The 17,483-nt window shown below is 61.5% G+C and carries 16 protein-coding genes; 8 read left to right on the top strand and 8 right to left on the bottom strand.

Going from position 1 to position 17,483, the window contains the following annotated elements; all coding sequences use genetic code 11:
- Window positions 1-254: 254 nt before the first annotated feature.
- Window positions 255-533, top strand: a complete 279-nt coding sequence (locus P3T22_RS02475) for a transposase (protein WP_063498500.1) — start codon at window positions 255-257, stop codon at window positions 531-533.
- 199 nt (window positions 534-732) lie between these two features.
- Here P3T22_RS02475 and P3T22_RS02470 read toward each other — a convergent pair whose 3' ends face one another.
- The 6 genes from P3T22_RS02470 to P3T22_RS02445 all read right to left on the bottom strand — a co-directional run bounded on the left by P3T22_RS02470 (window position 733) and on the right by P3T22_RS02445 (window position 7,480).
- On the bottom strand, window positions 733-1,860 hold the full coding sequence (locus tag P3T22_RS02470; protein WP_063498499.1) for a porin: 1,128 nt from the start codon (window positions 1,858-1,860) through the stop codon (window positions 733-735).
- Between the two features lie 180 nt (window positions 1,861-2,040).
- Entirely contained in the window at window positions 2,041-2,739 is a 699-nt protein-coding gene (locus P3T22_RS02465) for a response regulator (protein WP_063498498.1), read from the bottom strand.
- A 25-nt stretch (window positions 2,740-2,764) separates the two neighbouring features.
- On the bottom strand, window positions 2,765-4,147 hold the full coding sequence (locus P3T22_RS02460; RefSeq protein ID WP_063498497.1) for a sensor histidine kinase: 1,383 nt from the start codon (window positions 4,145-4,147) through the stop codon (window positions 2,765-2,767).
- A 63-nt stretch (window positions 4,148-4,210) separates the two neighbouring features.
- Complete coding sequence (locus P3T22_RS02455) at window positions 4,211-5,251, bottom strand: ABC transporter substrate-binding protein (protein WP_063498496.1); 1,041 nt, start codon at window positions 5,249-5,251, stop codon at window positions 4,211-4,213.
- Window positions 5,252-5,418: 167 nt separating this feature from the next.
- Window positions 5,419-6,813: a sensor histidine kinase gene (locus P3T22_RS02450; protein ID WP_063498495.1), complete on the bottom strand. Its 1,395-nt coding sequence runs from the start codon at window positions 6,811-6,813 to the stop codon at window positions 5,419-5,421.
- Entirely contained in the window at window positions 6,803-7,480 is a 678-nt protein-coding gene (locus tag P3T22_RS02445; protein WP_429324126.1) for a response regulator, read from the bottom strand. The genes P3T22_RS02450 and P3T22_RS02445 overlap by 11 nt, the downstream gene beginning before the upstream one ends.
- Window positions 7,481-7,763: 283 nt before the next feature.
- Between P3T22_RS02445 and P3T22_RS02440 the strand changes: the two genes are divergently transcribed.
- From P3T22_RS02440 to P3T22_RS02425, 4 genes are all read left to right on the top strand, one after another.
- A complete protein-coding gene (locus tag P3T22_RS02440) occupies window positions 7,764-8,783 on the top strand; it encodes an ABC transporter substrate-binding protein (protein WP_429324125.1) in 1,020 nt (339 codons plus the stop codon).
- A gap of 39 nt (window positions 8,784-8,822) precedes the next feature.
- Window positions 8,823-9,617 (top strand): ABC transporter ATP-binding protein, encoded by a 795-nt coding sequence (locus P3T22_RS02435; protein ID WP_007178237.1) that lies wholly within the window; start codon window positions 8,823-8,825, stop codon window positions 9,615-9,617.
- A gap of 16 nt (window positions 9,618-9,633) precedes the next feature.
- Window positions 9,634-10,497, top strand: a complete 864-nt coding sequence (locus P3T22_RS02430) for an ABC transporter permease (RefSeq protein ID WP_063498492.1) — start codon at window positions 9,634-9,636, stop codon at window positions 10,495-10,497.
- Between the two features lie 184 nt (window positions 10,498-10,681).
- Entirely contained in the window at window positions 10,682-10,999 is a 318-nt protein-coding gene (locus P3T22_RS02425; RefSeq protein ID WP_063498491.1) for a DUF4148 domain-containing protein, read from the top strand.
- 312 nt (window positions 11,000-11,311) lie between these two features.
- Here the strand turns inward: P3T22_RS02425 and P3T22_RS02420 are convergent, their stop codons facing one another.
- Complete coding sequence (locus P3T22_RS02420; protein WP_063498490.1) at window positions 11,312-11,560, bottom strand: hypothetical protein; 249 nt, start codon at window positions 11,558-11,560, stop codon at window positions 11,312-11,314.
- Window positions 11,561-11,670: 110 nt separating this feature from the next.
- Window positions 11,671-12,717 (bottom strand): phytoene/squalene synthase family protein, encoded by a 1,047-nt coding sequence (locus tag P3T22_RS02415; RefSeq protein WP_429324124.1) that lies wholly within the window; start codon window positions 12,715-12,717, stop codon window positions 11,671-11,673.
- Window positions 12,718-13,056: 339 nt separating this feature from the next.
- Here P3T22_RS02415 and P3T22_RS02410 point away from each other — a divergent pair, with 339 nt between their 5' ends.
- The 3 genes from P3T22_RS02410 to P3T22_RS02400 all read left to right on the top strand — a co-directional run bounded on the left by P3T22_RS02410 (window position 13,057) and on the right by P3T22_RS02400 (window position 17,481).
- Window positions 13,057-14,532, top strand: coding sequence for an ATPase domain-containing protein (locus P3T22_RS02410; protein ID WP_063498488.1), 1,476 nt, complete (start codon window positions 13,057-13,059; stop codon window positions 14,530-14,532).
- A gap of 6 nt (window positions 14,533-14,538) precedes the next feature.
- Window positions 14,539-14,889 (top strand): response regulator, encoded by a 351-nt coding sequence (locus P3T22_RS02405; RefSeq protein ID WP_063498487.1) that lies wholly within the window; start codon window positions 14,539-14,541, stop codon window positions 14,887-14,889.
- 234 nt (window positions 14,890-15,123) lie between these two features.
- Window positions 15,124-17,481: a type VI secretion system Vgr family protein gene (locus tag P3T22_RS02400; RefSeq protein ID WP_429324123.1), complete on the top strand. Its 2,358-nt coding sequence runs from the start codon at window positions 15,124-15,126 to the stop codon at window positions 17,479-17,481.
- Window positions 17,482-17,483: the final 2 nt, after the last annotated feature.

Here is a 17,483-nt window from a genome sequence, read left to right as displayed (position 1 = left end):
CGTTACGTAGCGTTTCGCATCGGCGGTACGGGGCATCGCTCAGGGCGTTGAACGCGGCGATTGCCGCAAGTCCGCCCCTTCAAACTGACAACTTGTGTCATGCCTCGCGAATAGAATCGCTATACGACAAGCGGTGAACTAAGGTTCCGCACTGCAGCAATAAGATTTGACCGAGAAAAAAAGATTTACTAGTATCGGCACCCACGCGGCATGTAACTACTGCGCATTCCTCACACAGTCATTCAAGGCGGGCGATGCTTCAGATCCCTCTCACCGACGCCGATTGGGCGCGCGTCCAAAGTCTTTTTCCCGTGGTTGCGTCCGGTCGCGGGCGCCCCCGCCGCAGCGACCGCGAGATTCTCAACGCGATACTTTGGGTGCTGCAAACGAAAGAAAAGTGGCACAGGCTGCCGGCGACTTTTCCGCCGCAGCAGACTTGCTATCTTCGGTATGTGGAATGGAAAAAAACGGGCCTTCTAGACCAGGTGAATGAGCGTCTTCCGCTGTGCGGTCTGGCGCAGCCGGCCTGCTAGATCGGCGAGCGATTGTTTGCATTCCGCTGCGTTCGGCGCGCCGGCGCGGAGCGCGTTCAAGGTTCACGCGCTGCGACAGCGCGCACAAGCCAAACGAATCACGCCGTGTGCATGTTCGATGCATATGGCGTCCTGACCACGGGCCTTCGGAAGCGCCGCCGCTAACAGTACGCCGCCTCTCCAGCCTTTGATTCGATACTTAGAAGCGCGTACGAATACCCGTCGTCAACTCCAACTGGTTCTTCGCGCCGAACGTCGTCGCGATGACATAGCCACTGTGCAGCTTCATATAGTCGCCGGCTACGTAAAGCTCGGTGCGCCTGGACAGGTGATAGAACACCGAAGCGTACAAGGTTTCCTTGTAGCCACTGCCGGTACCCGTATTCGGATCGAAGCCGAGATTGGCATTGGCGATGCTGCCGTTGTCGTCGAAGGCGGCGTTCGACGTGTGCATCTGCTGATAGCCGAGTTCGTAGTCGAGCGGACCCTTCGGCGCCAGCTTGAACGATACCGTCCACGCATTGTCACGGCGTTGGCCCAGCGCACCCTGATCGCCGGTGTAGTGGAAGTAGCCGGCATTCACGCGGAAGATGCTGTACGTGTAATTGCCGCCCACCGAGTAGGTCTTATTGGTGAAGCCGTTATTGTTGACGTGGTTGTAGAACGACGACAGATTGAACGGACCGCCGTCATAGCCGAGCGCGACGGCGTACGTGGCGTTGTTGCCGAAGCTCGTCTTGTTACCGAACGCATAGCCCGCCGATGTGAAAACGCCGTTGTTCCACAGCTTCTTCCAGACAAGGCCGTTCTGGTAACGGGTGCCGGTTGCGCTGCCCGCGTAGAAAATCAATTGCTTGAAGTTGTTGGTGTTGGTCCAGCCGCCTTCTTCGGTAGTCAGCTGCGCACTGGTGTACGGATCGCCGTAGATCGCAGCCGCGTCGCGCGCAATGGTGTTCTGGAAGCCGGCCGTGAACTTGCCGAAGGTGTCGCTCTCCACGCCCACCCATGCATCGCGGTCGAAGATCTGGCCCGGGTCTTCCATGGCGCCGTCGCTCACGCGGTACTCGGCTTCCAGCTTGAAAATCGCTTTCACGCCGCCACCCAGATCTTCCGCACCCCTCATACCGAAGCGGCTGCCGCTGAACCACGGTTCGCCGTTGATACCCATCGAAATCACGTGCTTGCCGTCAGCATTCGCGTTGGTCTGGTAAGACACTGCACTCAGATCCATCAAGCCGTAAAGCTGTACGTTCGATTGCGCGTGAGCGCTTCCCATCGCCAATGCGCCGGCGCTCGCCACCAGCAACAAGCTGCTTTTTTTTACCATCGTCCCCTCCGATCCTGCTGCGTTGAAATGATCTGATATCCACTTGAGTAGCAGCACAAAGGATAGTCAGACCAACCCTTCACACCTCTTTCGCGGGAGCGCAGGAAACGTCGGTGAAAACACTAAACGAGAATGGTATTGACAATGGTCGAGCGAGCGATTCAGCACTGCGCCAACGCGTTATAACGCCTCGGCAAACGCTTCGCGCGGCACTTCTTCGCGCAGGATGTAGCCAAGCCCGCGCAAGGTCATGATCTTCGCGCTGGAGCTTGCAAGATGCTTGCGCAAGCGGTGAATGTAGATGTCGATGGCATCGGCGCTGAGTTCGTCGTCGAGCGTGAAGACCTTGTCCATCAAGGTGGACTTCGAGACTGTCTTGCCCTGCTTCAGCATCAGCGTTTCGAGGATGGCATGTTCGCGCCGCCGCAACGGCAACGGTTCGCTTTGCAGTACGAATTCGCGGGAATCGAACAGATAGCGCAGATCGCCGCAGTCGATCGACTGGCCCTTGTCGCCGGCCGCCTGGCGGCGGATTAGCGCCTTGATGCGCGCCACTAGTTCGCGTGCGTCGAAGGGTTTGACGACATAGTCGTCGGCGCCGGCCGAGAAGCAGGCCACTTTGTCGTCGGTCGAACCGTTGGCGGTGAGCATCAGCACCGGCACGTTGTCGCGTTTGCGGCGCAGACGCGCCAGCACGTCCTTGCCGCCAATGCCCGGCAGCCGCAGATCGAGCAGCACCGCGTCGTAGCACTGCAGGCCGAGCAGCGTCTCCGCCCGCTCGCCGTCCTGCGCCCAGTCAACCACGAAATTCTCGACCTGCATCAGGTTCATCACCCAGCGCGCGAGGTCAGCGTCGTCTTCAACGAGCAGCAGTTTCATAAGTTTCCCCTGATGTGGCCGCGCATCACACCGCTGCCGACCATAGTCGCATCTCGACGGTGGCGACCAGGCCGACTCCGCCCTCTCCCGGCTCGAGTGTTACCGTGCCGCCTTGCCGGTGGGCGATCTCGCGCACGATCGGCAAGCCGAGACCGGTTCCGTCGGCGTGATTCGATGCACGATAGAAACGCTCGAACACGCGCGCCCTCGCCTCGGCTTTGATACCCGGCCCGTTGTCGAGCACACGCACGGTCGCCCTGTCATGGCTGCGCTGCGTGTGCACGGTGACGCAGCCGCCGGGCTGCGTATAGCGCAACGCGTTGTCGACGAGATTGGTGACGAGCGCCGCGGTCAACGCCTCGTCGCCGGTCACGTATAAACCGTCTTCCAGTTCAGCACCCAGATCGATTTCACGCGACTGCGCAAATGCGATCAGCTCCTCCAGCACGCCCGCAATCAACGCGCTCAGATCGACCCGTTCGCGCGTATTGGATGGCGCAGCGGACTCGGCCTGAGCGAGCAGCAATAGTTTGTTGGTCAAGGTGGTCAGCTTACGGCTGCTTTTATGCATGCCGGCCAGTGCTTCGGTGAGCGGCACGTCCCGATTCTCACGTTGCCGCGCGAACTGGATCTGCGCCACCAGCAGCGCGAGCGGCGTGCGCAACTGATGCGCGGCGTCGGAGATGAACTGCCGCTGAGTCGCGGCCTGCTGGCCCATGCGCGCGATGCACTGGTTGATCGCTTCGACGATCGGCCTCAATTCGACGTGCAAACGCGCCACGCGTATCGGTTCAAGTTGCGACGCGTTGCGATCGGCGACGTCGTCTTTCACCTTCATCAACGGCCGCAATTCGAAGGTCAGCCCGAGATAGACGAACACCATCGCGAGCACCAGCGTGAGCACCTCGCCGAATAGTTGCGGACGCAACAGACGCCACACCATGGCGTCGCGCGAGCCTTCCGTCTTCGCGACCGCCACGACGACTTCTTCGGTGCGGCCCGAGTCGTAGAGCTGCCGCAAGTAAGCAACCGCGCGTACGGGGCGGCCATCGTCGAGATGCGTGGAGTAGAGCATCGGAAAGTCGCCTACGCCGCGCGGCACGGGCAACTCGAGACTGCCGGCCAGCAAGCGGTGGCCGCTCGCTTCGACGCGATAGAACACGCTGTCCTGTTCCGGCGACTCGAACAACTCGAGCGCGGCCGGCGGAATCTGGATCGACACGTTGCCGTTATCCCAGTCGATGTCCTCGCCAATGATGCGCATCGACGATAGCAACGCGTTATCCTGAACCAGGTCGGCCGTGGTCTGCGCGTTGCGATACGAAATCACGCCGGAAATGGACACGAACGCCGCCAGTGGCAGCAAGAGCCACCACAGCAAGCGTCCGCGCAAACTGCCTGAAAACACGATTCGTCGTCCCTCTCTTCGGGAAGCCGGCGCACCTCGTCTCGAGAGGCGCCAGCATCCATCTTACGGCTTGACCTCGTTGACAAACTGATTGGTGAAAGTACGCGACAGATCGATGTGCCGGTCTTTCACCGACGGATTGAAGCCCGCCAGTACCTTCAGTACCGTTTCCGGACCGTCGGCGGGCATCTTGCCGTCCGCCGTGTACATAGGCAGCGAAGCCTTCAATGCACTGACATAGAGCGCCTTGTCGCTGCCGACATAGTCTTTCGGCATTTGCGCGGCAATTTCCTCAGCGCTGTGCGTATGCAGATACTGCAGCGTCTTCACGAAGGCGCGTGCGAGTTTGGCCGCTTCCTGCTGATGCGTGTCGAGCCACGCGCTCTGCACGTACAGGCTCGAAGCCGGGTACGTGCCGCCGAGCGCGGCACGCGTGCCTTCGACATTGCGCATATCGATCAGCACCTTGGCGTCCCCCGACTTGAGCAGTTGCGACACGGTCGGCTCGGTGGTCATGCCCGCGTCGATGCGGTTCTGCCTGATCGCCGCGATAAAGCTGTTGTCCGCGCCGACCGGCAGCACCGTGTATTGCGAGCTCGGCACACCCTTGAGATTCGCCAGGTACTGCGTCAGAAAATTGGTCGACGAGCCGAGCCCGGTCACGCCGAGCGTTTTACCCTTCACGTCGGCCATGCTTTTGATCGTGTCGGCCTGCTTCGTCGCCACCATCTCCACTTCGCCGGGCACCTGGCCGAATACCACAATCGCCTTCACTTCCTTGCCCTTGGCCTGCAGGTCGATCGAATGATCGTAGAAACCGACCACGGCCTGCACGCCGCCCGAGAGCAGTTCGTTTTCCGCATCGACACCCGCCGGTTGCGACAGCAGTTCGACGTCGAGGCCTTCCGCCTTGAAGTAGCCGAGCTGCTCGGTCAAACGCGCGGGCAGATAGATGAGCTTGGTAATCCCGCCCACCATGATCACGACTTTCTCCGGCGCAGAGGCCTGCGCGGGCGCCGCCGGTTGGACGATCAGCAGGAGTGAAAGCGAAGCCGCGACAGCGGCATGGACGGCGCGCGAAAGGCGCGTCAAAGCAGGGTTCATTGTGGATGTCTCCGTTATATCCCGCGTGCGCGGTGGGCGTTTGATGGATCGCCTGCCAAAAATTCTAGGGGCGCGAATCCTTCCCGAAGCTTTCGCACACGCATTTCCTGTACCGATCGCGGGTTTGTCCCGACTACCTTCAGAGCCGCCGATTTGAAGCGGCTGATTTAACCGGCCTGAGGCCGTTCCGTCGGCGCACGCGGAAACGACACGGTCACGTGCACGCCTTTGCCGCCCTCGCCCGGCTTGAGCGCGATCTCTCCGTGGTGCGCGTCCGCGATTTCGCGCACGATGGCGAGGCCCAGCCCCGTTCCCTCCGTATCCGCCGACGCCCGGAAAAACGGTTCGAACACCCGGCTGCGCGACTCGGCCGGAATGCCGGGGCCGTCGTCCAGCACCGACACGGCGACCGAATCGCCATGGGCGCTGACCGCCACCGTGACGTGGCCGCCACTGCCGGTATAGCGGATCGCGTTCTCCGCGAGGTTGGCGATCAACGCCTGAAGCAGGCCACGATGCCCGGCCACCGGCGCGGGGCCGCTCAGTTCCGCGCCCAGATCGATGTCCCGAGCCTGCGCGAGCAGCGCCAGATCTTCCACCACTTCCATTGCAAGCGGCACCAGATCCACCGTTTCCACCGCCAGTTGCCTGTTGTCGGCAGCCTCGGCCTGCGCGAGCAACAGCAGCTTGTTGGTGAGTCCGACCATCGAACGGTTGCTGCGGTGCATCGCCGCGAGCGCCTCGTCGAGTGCGGGGTTCAGGCCGTCCTGCTGACGCGCGAACTGCAACTGCGTGCCGAGCAGCGTGAGCGGCGTGCGCAACTGGTGCGCGGCGTCGGCGATAAAACGCCGTTGTGCGGCCACCTGCACGCCGAGCCTGGCGATACATTGATTGATCGCCTCGACGATGGGCCGCAACTCGGTATGCAGGCGCTCGACGCGAATCGGCTCGAGCTGCATGGGGTCGCGGTCGGCGACGTCTTCCTTCACTTTCATCAGCGGCCGCAATTCGAAAGTGAGGCCGATGCAGACCAGTGCGACTGCCAGCACGATCATTTCGATCTGCCGCACGAGTTGCGGCTGCCACAGTTGCTGTGCCATCGCGTCGCGCGAGCGCACCGTCTTGCCGACTGTCACCCGGACGCGGTGTGTCGCGCCGCTGTCGTACATCAGACGCACGAGGCCGACCGCGCGCACGGGCTGGCCATGGAATTCGGCGTCGTAGTGATCGGCCTTGTCGGACGAACTCGCCGCGTGCTGCGGAAAATCCGGCGTGCCGGCCAGCAAGCGGCCGTCATCGACCCGCACGCTGTAGAACACCTGATCGCGATATGGCGACACGAACACTTCAAGCGCGGCGGGCGGCACGTCCACGCGCAGAAAACCGTCCACCCATTCCACTTCACCGGCGATCATCCGCGCCGACGAGATGAGCTGGTTGTCCTGCACCAGATCCGCCGTGTGACGCGCGTTGTCGTACTCGGCTTTGCCGGTGACGAACACGTACAACGCGAGCGGCACCAGCAGCCACCACAGCAGACGCATGCGCAGGCTATTGGTCATCTTCTTTCTTGCGCAGCAAGTAGCCAAGACCGCGCAACGTGACGATCGCGGCCGAACTGCCATCGAGTTTCTTGCGCAGCCGCGAAATGTAGATTTCGACGGCGTCCTCGCTCGGCTCGTCTGCGAGCGTGAAGATCGCGTCGACCAGCGCCGGCTTGGTCACCGTCTTGCCCAGACGCAGGATCAGCGTTTCGAGCACCGAGCGCTCGCGCGGCGTGACGTTCAGCGGCGCGCCCTTTAGCGTGAACTGGCGTGTGTCGATGTCGAACGCCAGATCGCCGCACACCACCTCGCTCGCCTTCGACGGCGACTGGCGACGGATCGCCACCTTGATCCGCGCAATCAGCTCGCGCACTTCGAATGGCTTCACCAGGTAGTCGTCCGCGCCGGCGCCGAGCAGCTCCACTTTTTCGTCGATCGAACCGCTCGCCGTCAGGATCAGCACCGGCGTCGCGTCACCGCGCTGGCGCAGACGGCGCAGCACGTTCTTGCCCGACAGCTTTGGCAGATTCAGGTCGAGCAGGATCACGTCGTAGTGGTTGGTGCGCAGCAAGCGGTCGGCGGCGTCGCCGTCCTGCACGGCGTCGAGCGCGAACGCCTCCTGTTCCAGCATCTTCGCGAGCCAGTGCGCCAGCGTGTGGTTGTCTTCGATAAGCAGCAGCTTCATGGCGGGAACGGCGAAATAGGCAACTAAACGCACGGCAAAAGTCAGGACGCCGATTGTGCCGTAAAACAAGGGCTTTGCGCGCGGCTTGCGTAGTTTGTGGCACACGTAGTGGGGTTTGCCTGGGGGTGGCGGCACAGTTGCGGTGAATTCTCGGGTTAACACCCATGATTTGCCCACAGCCCCGAAAGCTGCCAGAAGGTTTCCGATTTCTATAATCCCCGTCACTCATCCAGAAAGCGCCGCATCCGCACCTCGCGGCGACCAAACCTAAGGAGACTGCTTCATGCGTACCTTGCGCCAGATTGCCGCTGTGACAGGTGTTGCGTTCACCCTTGCCGCCGCTTCGGCCGCGGCTCACGCCGAGAAGCTGACGATCATGGTCGGCGGCGCCACCAAGATCATCTATCTGCCGGCCAAGCTCACCGAACAGCTCGGCTACTTCAAGGACGAAGGCCTCGACGTCGAAATTCTCTCGCAACCGGCCGGCGTGGATGCGGAAAACGAACTGCTCGCCGGCGCGGTGCAAGGCGTGGTGGGCTTCTACGATCACACCATCGACCTGCAGAGCAAGGGCAAGGAAGTCCAGGCGCTGGTGATTTTCGGCCAGGTGCCGGGTGAAGTGGAAATGGTCTCCACCAAGTCTGCCGAGACGCTTAAGAGCATGGCCGACGTGAAGGGCAAGACGCTCGGCGTGACCGGCCTCGGCTCCTCGACCAGCTTCCTCACGCAATACCTCGCGCAACGCGCGGGCGTGCCGTCCACGCAATACACGCTGCTGCCGGTCGGCGCGGACAACAGCTTTATCGCGGCCATCAAGCAGAACCGCATCGACGCGGGCATGACCACCGAGCCCACCGTCTCGCAGTTGCTGAAGACCGGCGACGCCAAGGTGCTGGTGGATATGCGCACGCTGGAAGGCACGCGCGCCGCGCTCGGCGGCACCTACCCGGCGTCGAGCTTCTACGTGCAGCGCGCATGGGCCGAATCGCACAAGGACGACGCCGCGAAACTCTCGCATGCATTCGCGAAGACGCTGAACTTCATCGCCACGCATAGCGCGGAAGAGATCGCCGCGAAGATGCCGAAGGACTACTACGGCAACAACAAGGACCTGTACGTCGGCGCGCTGAAAGCATCGCTGCCGATGTTCACGAAGGACGGCAAGATGCCCGCCGACGGCCCGGACACGGTCCTGAAGGTGTTGTCGGCGTTCAATCCTTCGGTGAAGGGCAAGCATATCGACCTCGCCAAGACCTACACCAACGACTACGTGTCGGCAGCGGTCAAGACCGCGGCGAAGTAACGCTCATTCAACATCACGAGAACTGCGAGGCACCAGCCGATGAATCAACCTATGTCACGCGATACGCCCGCCATCGAGATGCGCAACGTATCGTGCCGTTTCATTTCTCCGGACGGCAAGGCGACGATCGCGTTGCGCGACTTCAGCATGTCGGTGGCGCGCGGCGAGTTCGTCGCGGTTGTCGGCCCGACGGGTTGCGGCAAGTCGACCACGCTCAGCATGATCACCGGCTTGCTGAAGCCCACCACCGGCGAAGTGCGCGTGATGGGCGCGCCGGTGGACGGCATCGATCCGCGTATCGGCTTCGTGTTTCAGGCCGACGCCGTGTTTCCGTGGCGCTCGGTGCTCGACAACGTGGCGGCCGGCCCGCTGTATCGCGGCCGCTCGAAATCCGCCGCGTACGACGAAGCCAACGAATGGCTGCGCCGCGTGGGCCTCGACAAGTTCGGCAAGCACTATCCGCATCAACTGTCCGGCGGCATGAGAAAGCGCGTGGCGCTCGCGCAAACCTTCATCAATAAACCGGAAATCCTGCTGATGGACGAGCCTTTCTCGGCGCTCGACATGCAGACCCGCACGCTGATGCAGGACGAACTGCTGCAACTGTGGGGCGGCGCCGGCTCGGTGGTGTTCGTCACGCACGATCTGGAAGAAGCGATTGCGCTCGCCGACCGCGTGTTCGTGCTGACGGCACGCCCGGCCACGCTGAAGAAAGTGTACGAAATCGATCTGCCGCGTCCGCGCGTCACGTCGGAGGTTCGCTACGACCCGCGTTTCATTGAAATCTCGCGCGACATCTGGCACGACCTGCGCGAAGAAGTGCAGATCGGTTAATCAAGGAACGGCAAATATGTCTACTACCCCTCAACAGATGATGCCTTCGGGCATCGATCCCGCGACGCTCGCCCAGGTCGAGCGTGTCGCGCAAAAACGCATCCGGCAACGCCATGCGCTAGTGATCACCCTGCGCATTGTCGTGCTGGTGGTGGTGCTCGGCGGGTGGGAATTGTCCGCGCGCCTGAAGTGGATCGATCCGTTCTTCTTCTCGATGCCGAGTGCGATTTTCGATCAGATCGTCGACTGGTTCGTGAACGGCACGTCGCAAGGTCCGCTCTTGACACAAGTGTGGGTCACGCTTGAAGAAACCGGGCTCGGCTTCATTATCGGTTCGGTGGCGGGCGTGTTCTGCGGCATCGTGCTCGGCCGCAACAAGCTGCTCTCCGACGTGTTCAGCCTCTACATCAAGATCGCCAACTCGATTCCACGCGTGGTGCTCGGCTCGGTGTTCGTGATTGCGCTCGGTCTTGGCATGGCTTCGAAGGTGGCGCTAGCGGTCGTGATGGTGTTCTTCGTGGTGTTCGCCAATGCGTTCCAGGGCGTGCGTGAAGCGGACCGCTACATGATCGCGAATGCGCAGATTCTGGGTGCGTCGCGCCGCCAGGTGACGACCTCGGTGGTGATTCCGTCGGCGTTGAGCTGGATTCTTGCCAGCCTGCACGTGAGCTTCGGCTTTGCGCTGGTCGGCGCGGTGGTGGGCGAATTCCTCGGCTCGAAGCAAGGTATCGGTCTGCTGATCTCCACTGCGCAAGGCGCGTTCAATGCAAGCGGTGTGTTCGCGGCAATGATCGTGCTGGCCGTGGTCGCACTGGCTGCGGACTATCTGTTGACGGCGGTCGAACAGCGGCTGTTGAAGTGGCGGCCTGCAGCGGTTTGAGTTGACCTTCAGGTCGTAGAGGGAAAAAGGGCGCCATCGGCGCCCTTTTTTGTTTCGAATTTCGCAACAAAGATTACCTGAATTGGTGATTACTCTGGCCAGATCGCAAAACTACAATTCAATCACTGCCTACGAACAAGACCGTTCGTAGCAAGCTAGAAAACCGAACTGGAGGTAGTTCCTCATGAAATCGCTCATTCAAGCTGTTGTTATCGCCGCTGCGCTGGCCGCTCCTGTTGCCTCGTTTGCGCAGTCCAGCCAGCCCGTGACCCGCGCCCAAGTGCGTGCAGAACTGATTCAAGTCGAAAAGGCCGGCTACCGGCCGAGCCACTCGGACCCGTACTACCCGGCGGACATTCAGGCTGCGGAAGCCCGTGTCGCCGAGCAAAACGGTACCGCACAAACGGCGGAAAGCGGTTTAGGCGGTGTAGTGAGTGGCTCGTCGCAATCGGGCCACCCGGTTCCGGCGAACGGTCCGAAGTCGGTTTATTTCGGCAACTAAGCTCGCGGCAGAACTGGCAACCCAGCGGTCAACTGACCGGGTAATTGAGCTGGTAACCCAGCAGTCCAGCGGAACGAGCCGCCGAGGCCGTGCCCTTTGCACCGATCGGCCGCCAAGCGCGCAAAACAGCCGCGCGCCCTGATTCAAACGACGTGGCCCGCGACCGAGCATCCCCGGTCGCGGGCCAGTTGTGTATTCGATACCTCCGTCATCGGGCTCCCGATGACTTCGCCTGGACCTCACGGTCTGGGCGCTTTTTGTTTATGTAGTGCCACGCGTTGATGGAGCCTCAGCGGCGCCAGGCTGCTTGCGTCATTCGCGAGCGATCAGATCGCCCACCTGGCCACGCCCCGTCACGAGACAGCTCGACAGAAAATTTTCACCCTGGCTGCGAGCCCCCGTGTCACCGAAGCCCTTCTTCAACGCGTTCGATTTGACCAGCTCCGCACCTTGGTGGCACGTTATTGTCCCCATTTCTCCGGCTTGCGCGCGCATCAGCGCCCTATCCGCCATCAGATAGCCAAGCAACAACACCACTGCAATATTGAACGCTTGTCTCATGGATCGTCTCCTCTTTAGAAGAGACTAACGCGAACCATCGACGCAGGATGCTAGGGGTTTCCCGATTGTTGATGACTCAACGATGCAGATTGAGTTAAGGGGTGCTGCCCTTAGAATCGAGCTTCGATTTGCTTGATTCGCTTTTCAACCGACGCCCGCACCAGGCCATTCGAAGGCACCTGCAGCAGTGAAGACGCGATGATCTGATACACCCGATTGCGCCGGACCTTGGAGACCTTGGCCGGGTCGAGCCAGGCATCGTTATCCACCAGCAATAGCAGCGTCTCCAGACCGATCAGGATCGGCCACAAACAGGCGAGACGCAAACGCACCGACAACGCGGGAATCGCCAGCGTGTAGTCCAATGCCTCACGGAAATGATCCAGCGCCTTGCGCACGAGTTCGACCATCAGAGGCCGAGCGCGAACGGAATTCACCGGCAGCAGGAGATCTTGTGCATTGAGGCCGTCCTGATCGAGCATCGTCTGCGGAAGATAACAGCGGCCGATCCGCAAATCCTTGCCGCAATCGCGCAGCACGTTGGTCATCTGCAGCGCTTTGCCGAAACGCACGCCGCGGCGCGCCATTGTCTCGGGCTGCTCTTTCAGCGTACCGGGCATATGCGCGTAGGTCATGGTGGTCCAGAATTCGCCGACGCAGCCCGCCACCAGGTAGGTATAGCGGTCCAGTTCCTCGTACTCACGCATCGCGGCGATCTGGCCGGAACGTTCGTCGGGGAATGTGCGCAGGTCGAATTCCATTCCTTCGGTCAGCGTCGACACGATCTCGCGTACGGCCTTGCGGTCGGACTCGCTCAGTTGCGCTAGCACCTCGAGCGCCGGACCGAGCGATTCCAGCAGGACCTTTTCATCGGACTGGACCTGCTGGCCCGCCACTTCGGCAGCCATGCGCTGGAACAGTGCGCCGTCGTTCGGGGCGCCGTTGACCTGGTCGCGCAGCGACAGCAGCAACGCAAGGCGTTGCTCGGGCGAAATCAGCGAAGTGTCCGCAATCGTGTCGGCCGCGCGCGCCAGCAGGTACGCGAGGCCGATCGGATCGCGCATCCCGACGGGCAGCACGCGCAGGGTGAGATAGAAGGAGCGTGAAACGCCTTTCAGGAGCGGGCCGAGAAGAAAGGCCCGGGTCGGATTCGGCATGAGTGGGATCAGGTCAGGTTTGGGCAAAAGTCAGGCGCTGCCGAATTGTATACGGCGAGTTGAAAAACTCAGCCGTACGTTGGCGATAACTACCGGTAACTTGCAAAACCCTCGCGCACGCTCATGCACCCTCAACTTGCATTACGCTCCGCCGCCCCCTCGCCATTCGCCAACTGGCGGGCAGCAAGCGCAATCCGAGCATCCATTGCCTGCACACGAGGTCGCCACAACGAGCGGGAACGTGAATTGCTGATGCAGTCAGATTGAGCGAAACACGGTCCGCTTGATTGCATTTGCCAGCTGTCGCTCCTGCGCACTTCATTGAACGACATACCGACCATGACGACACACGAATCTCAGACGTCCTCCCGGCCCAACATGGAAACGGGTGTCCCCGGTCTCGACGAGATCCTGGGCGGGGGTCTGGTCAGCGGCGGGGTCTATCTGCTGGAAGGCATGGCCGGTGCGGGCAAAACGATTCTGTCGAGCCAGATCGGTTTTCATCGTGTAAGCCAGGGCGAAAAGGTGCTGTACATGACCCTGATCGCCGAGTCGCACGACAAGCTGCTGGCGCACCTCAAAGGGCTTAGCTTCTTCGACGAAACCGCAGTTGCACAGCAAATGCTGTTTGTCTCCGGCTATCACGAGTTGATGCAGGACGGTCTCGATGGCTTCCTCAAGCTGATTGCGTCGAGCATTTACGACACTCGTCCGAGCCTCATGATCATCGACGGCTTTCGCAGCGCACGCGAATTCAGCGAAACCGAGCTGTCGCTGTCGAAGTTCATCCACGAACTGAACGCGCTGGTCGCCGCAATGGATTGCACCACGTTGCTGCTCGCACCGCTCTCCGGCAACGAACCGCATCCCGAGCACACGCTGGTCGACGGCCTGATCGAACTGAACCGCTATAACGACGGCATGCGCCGCACGCGCGAAATCGAAGTGCACAAGATGCGTGCGCGCAACCATCTGATGGGCAAACATTCCTTTCGCATTGCCGAAAGCGGGCTCCTGATGTTCCCGCGTCTGGAGTCGCAATGCGCGGCGCCGCCGGGCCCGGTCGATCTGAAAACGCGGCTCGGCTTCGGCCTTGCGCATCTGGACGGCCTGCTCGGCGGCGGCTTTGCGCAAGGTTCCACGACCACGCTGATTGGACCGTCAGGGGTCGGCAAGACCTTGCTTTGTCTGCAGTTTCTCGCGGCCGGCGTGGCGCGCGGCGAACGCTGCGTGTATCTGGGCTTTTACGAAGGACCCCAGCGCCTGATCGGCAAAGCCGAGGCTGTCTCGATCGATCTCGCCGGCCCGTACAACGACGGCCGCGTGATGATTCAATGGCAGCCCGCCATAGAACTGGCGGTCGACGAACTCGCGGCCGTTGCGCTCGCCACGGTCAGGAAGACCGGTGCGAAGCGGATCGTGATCGACGGCGTGGAGGGCTTTCGCGACTCGGCCTTGCGGACCGAACGCTTCGGCCTGTTCCTGAACGCGCTGCTTCATCAGCTTCGGGAAGCCGGCGTCACCACGATACTGACGGAGGAGCTGCCGCTTTACGCCGACCCCGGACACGCGAAGAGCGTGCGGGTCTCCGCGTTGACCGAGAACCTCGTGCTGCTGCGCTACGCCGAAACGGCAGCGGGGTTGCGGCGCATGATTTCCGTGGTCAAGCAGCGTGAGAGCGCACACGACACGTCGCTGCGCGAACTCGTCATTTCGTCTCAGGGGCTCGACGTGATCGAAAGCCCGGTCAGCCTCGCCAGCGTGGTTTCGGCGCAAGGCCTGTCAGCCACGCTGACGCCGCGACGAGATACGTAGCCGCCCATGAAAACCATCCTGCTCGTGGACGACGAGTTCGACATCCTCACGGTTTGGCGACTGTTGCTGGAGCGGCATGGCTATACCGTGCTGACGGCGCCCAACGGGGTTGCCGCACTTGAACAGATCCACAAGACACAGCCCGACATCATCGTGTCGGACTGCATGATGCCAGTCATGTCGGGGCCGCAACTGTGCGCCGCGCTGAACGACGACGCCGGTCTGCGCACCATTCCGATCATCCTGTGCAGCGCGGCCGCGGATATCCCCGCGCAGCCGAATCCCACCATCGAATACGCGCGCAAGCCGCTTTCATTCGACACCCTTCTCGCGATGCTGGAACGGATGGCGGATTGACGGCTGGGTAAAAACCCGAACTCGATCGGAAGAATGGCGTGCGTTGTTCCTGCGATAGAATAAAAAAACATCAGAAGTACGAAGATTTGTAAAAATGGGATTTTTCTCATGCTTGTCTCATAGACGTTCGCGCATCGCGGCAGGTAACCTCAGTAAGTCGAATCGCACGGGTCGGCACATTCCAACATGTGCGCGCACCGTGCCACCCAAAAAAACGGGGACTTCACTGCCGCCATGCGAACCATTAACGATGTTCTGCAGCATCCGGGTGCAAGGCTCACCCAACACCTCAGACTCTCAATCGCCACGTTTGACCCACGGTTAGATGTGCTGGAGTTCCGTCTTGAGGAAGCGTTCAACGAAACCTACGTGGCCGACCTCACCGTTACGTCGGTCGAGAAGTCGATCGATGGCGCATCCTGCGTCGGGCGCCGGTCGACATTCACGATCGACGAACGTGCCGCGATCCCGTCGTTGCCGGGCCTGCTCGACCCGGTAGTCAATCCCGCGCGCACCGTCAATGGCGTGGTGACGCAATGGGAGCGCGTCAACACGAGCCGCGACGAGGCAACTTACAAGCTGCGCATCGAACCTCGCGTGGCGCTTTTCAGGCAAGTGGTCGACTCAGGGATATTTCTCGACAAGACGCTTAAGGAACTGATCACCGAATCGATCATCGACCGGCAACTGATCCAATCATTCGACGTCGAATTCGAGCTGGAAGGTGTCGAAGAGCGTTTCGAGCAGGCGGTCATGTATGAGGAGACCGTCTGGGATTTTGTGTCGCGTCATTGCCGCCGCGCCGGCCTCTTCTGGTACTTCAAGCAGGGCCGCAAGGGAGATGGACCGCAACGCGACACGATTGTGTTCGGCAATTCGCCGCGTGGCTACGTCCGCGCGCTCGAGGTGCCGTTGATGCCCGTCTCAGGCCTCTCGGGAAACTGGCATGAGGCCGTGCTGTCGATCAGTCCGATCCGCAAGCTTGTGCCGGCCGTGGTCGAGTTGCGGGAGCACAACTATCGCACGCCCGTCGCCCCGCTGAAGGCCGAGTCGTACGTCGCGCACGACGACTGTTCTGTGTATGGCAGCGTGAATCGCAGCACCGAGCACCACCATACTGCGGAGATCGGGCAGATGCTGGCCGACGCGCGACGCGATGAACTGATCGCACGGCAAACCACGTTCAAGGGCACGAGCAACGTGATCGGCATGATGCCCGGCATGGTGGTGCGCCTGACGAACCACGCGATGCCCGAGGCCGAATACGGCTTCGTGATCACTAAGCTCATTACGACAGGCAGTCGTACCCAGCCGGTCATCAACCAGTTCGAGGCGACGCCCTCGCATCTGACATACCGCCCCGAGTACATCCCCGAAAAGCACTGGCGCTGGGTCGGCGGCACGCTGATCGCCACCATCGAGTCGGGCGATGACGAGCCGTACGCATGGCTGGACGAGTACGGCCGCTACCGGGTATTGCCGCATTTCCTGCGGCGCACGGGCACGCGCGGCATGAATACGATGCCGCTGCGTCTGATGCGCCCCGCCGCGTCGTACCAAGGTGGGTTTCATTCGCCGCTGCTGCCGGGCACGGAGGTCCGGCTCGAAGGCACCAACGGGGACGTGGATCGCTTGTACATCAGCGGCGCGCTGCATGACTACGCGCACCCGGACATCGTGCATGGCAAGGCCGGCTGGTACAGCCGCGCGGTATGGCGCTCGCCGCTCAATGGCGCAAAGATCCGCTTCGAGGATCTGAAGGGCCATGAAGGCGTCAAGGTGGCGACGGTCTATATGAAGTCGTCGGTCAGCCTCGGGTATCTGGTGGACAGCCAGAAACAGAAGCGCGGCGAGGGCTTTGAGATCAACACGCAGGGCTGGGGCACGATGCATGCGCCCAAAGGCCTGTTCCTGTCAGCCGATGCGCTGTCCAGCCCCAACGCGCCGCAGCTTGAAATGCAGGCCGCGCTCAGGGAATTGCAGTCGGCCTTGAGTCGCGTGACCGCGCTGGTTGATGCCACCACGCAGGCGAAAGCCGCACCTGCCGACAAGGCGACTCAGGCGAGCTTGAAAGATGCGCTGGACCAACTCAAGGACGCCGGACTGATCGCCAGCGCACCGGGCGGTATTGCTCTGGTGACACCGAGCTCCGTGCAGCAGGCCGCCGGCGAAAACGTGATGCTCACTGCGGGCAGGCACGTCGACGTGAGCGCAGTGAAACGCTTCACGCTGGCGGCAGGTGATCTGATCTCCCTGTGCGCGCATAGGCTCGGGCTGAAAATATTCGCAGCCAAGGGCAAGGTCGAGATCCAGGCGCAGAGCGATGCACTCGACCTGCTCGCGGACCAGCAGCTACGCGTGGCAAGCGCTAGCCAGGACGTGCTGGTGAGCGGGAAAACGAAGGCAGTCATGGCCAGCGGCGGCGCCGCGATCACGATCGAGAATGGCAACGTGGTGTTCCATTGTCAGGGTGAGTTTCGGGTCAAGGCGGAGTCGTTCATCTTTGAAGGCCCGGAGAATTTTGAGAACGCGCTGCTCGACTTGCCGCAAAGCGAATTGAAGCTAACGAATATCTACAACCTGTCACGCTAAGA

Source organism: Paraburkholderia sp. GAS348 (genome assembly GCF_050434205.1).
Classification (GTDB): Bacteria; Pseudomonadota; Gammaproteobacteria; order Burkholderiales; family Burkholderiaceae; genus Paraburkholderia.
The sequence above is the reverse complement of the archived record's forward strand: the minus strand, read 5'-3'. Positions and strand labels throughout refer to the sequence as shown.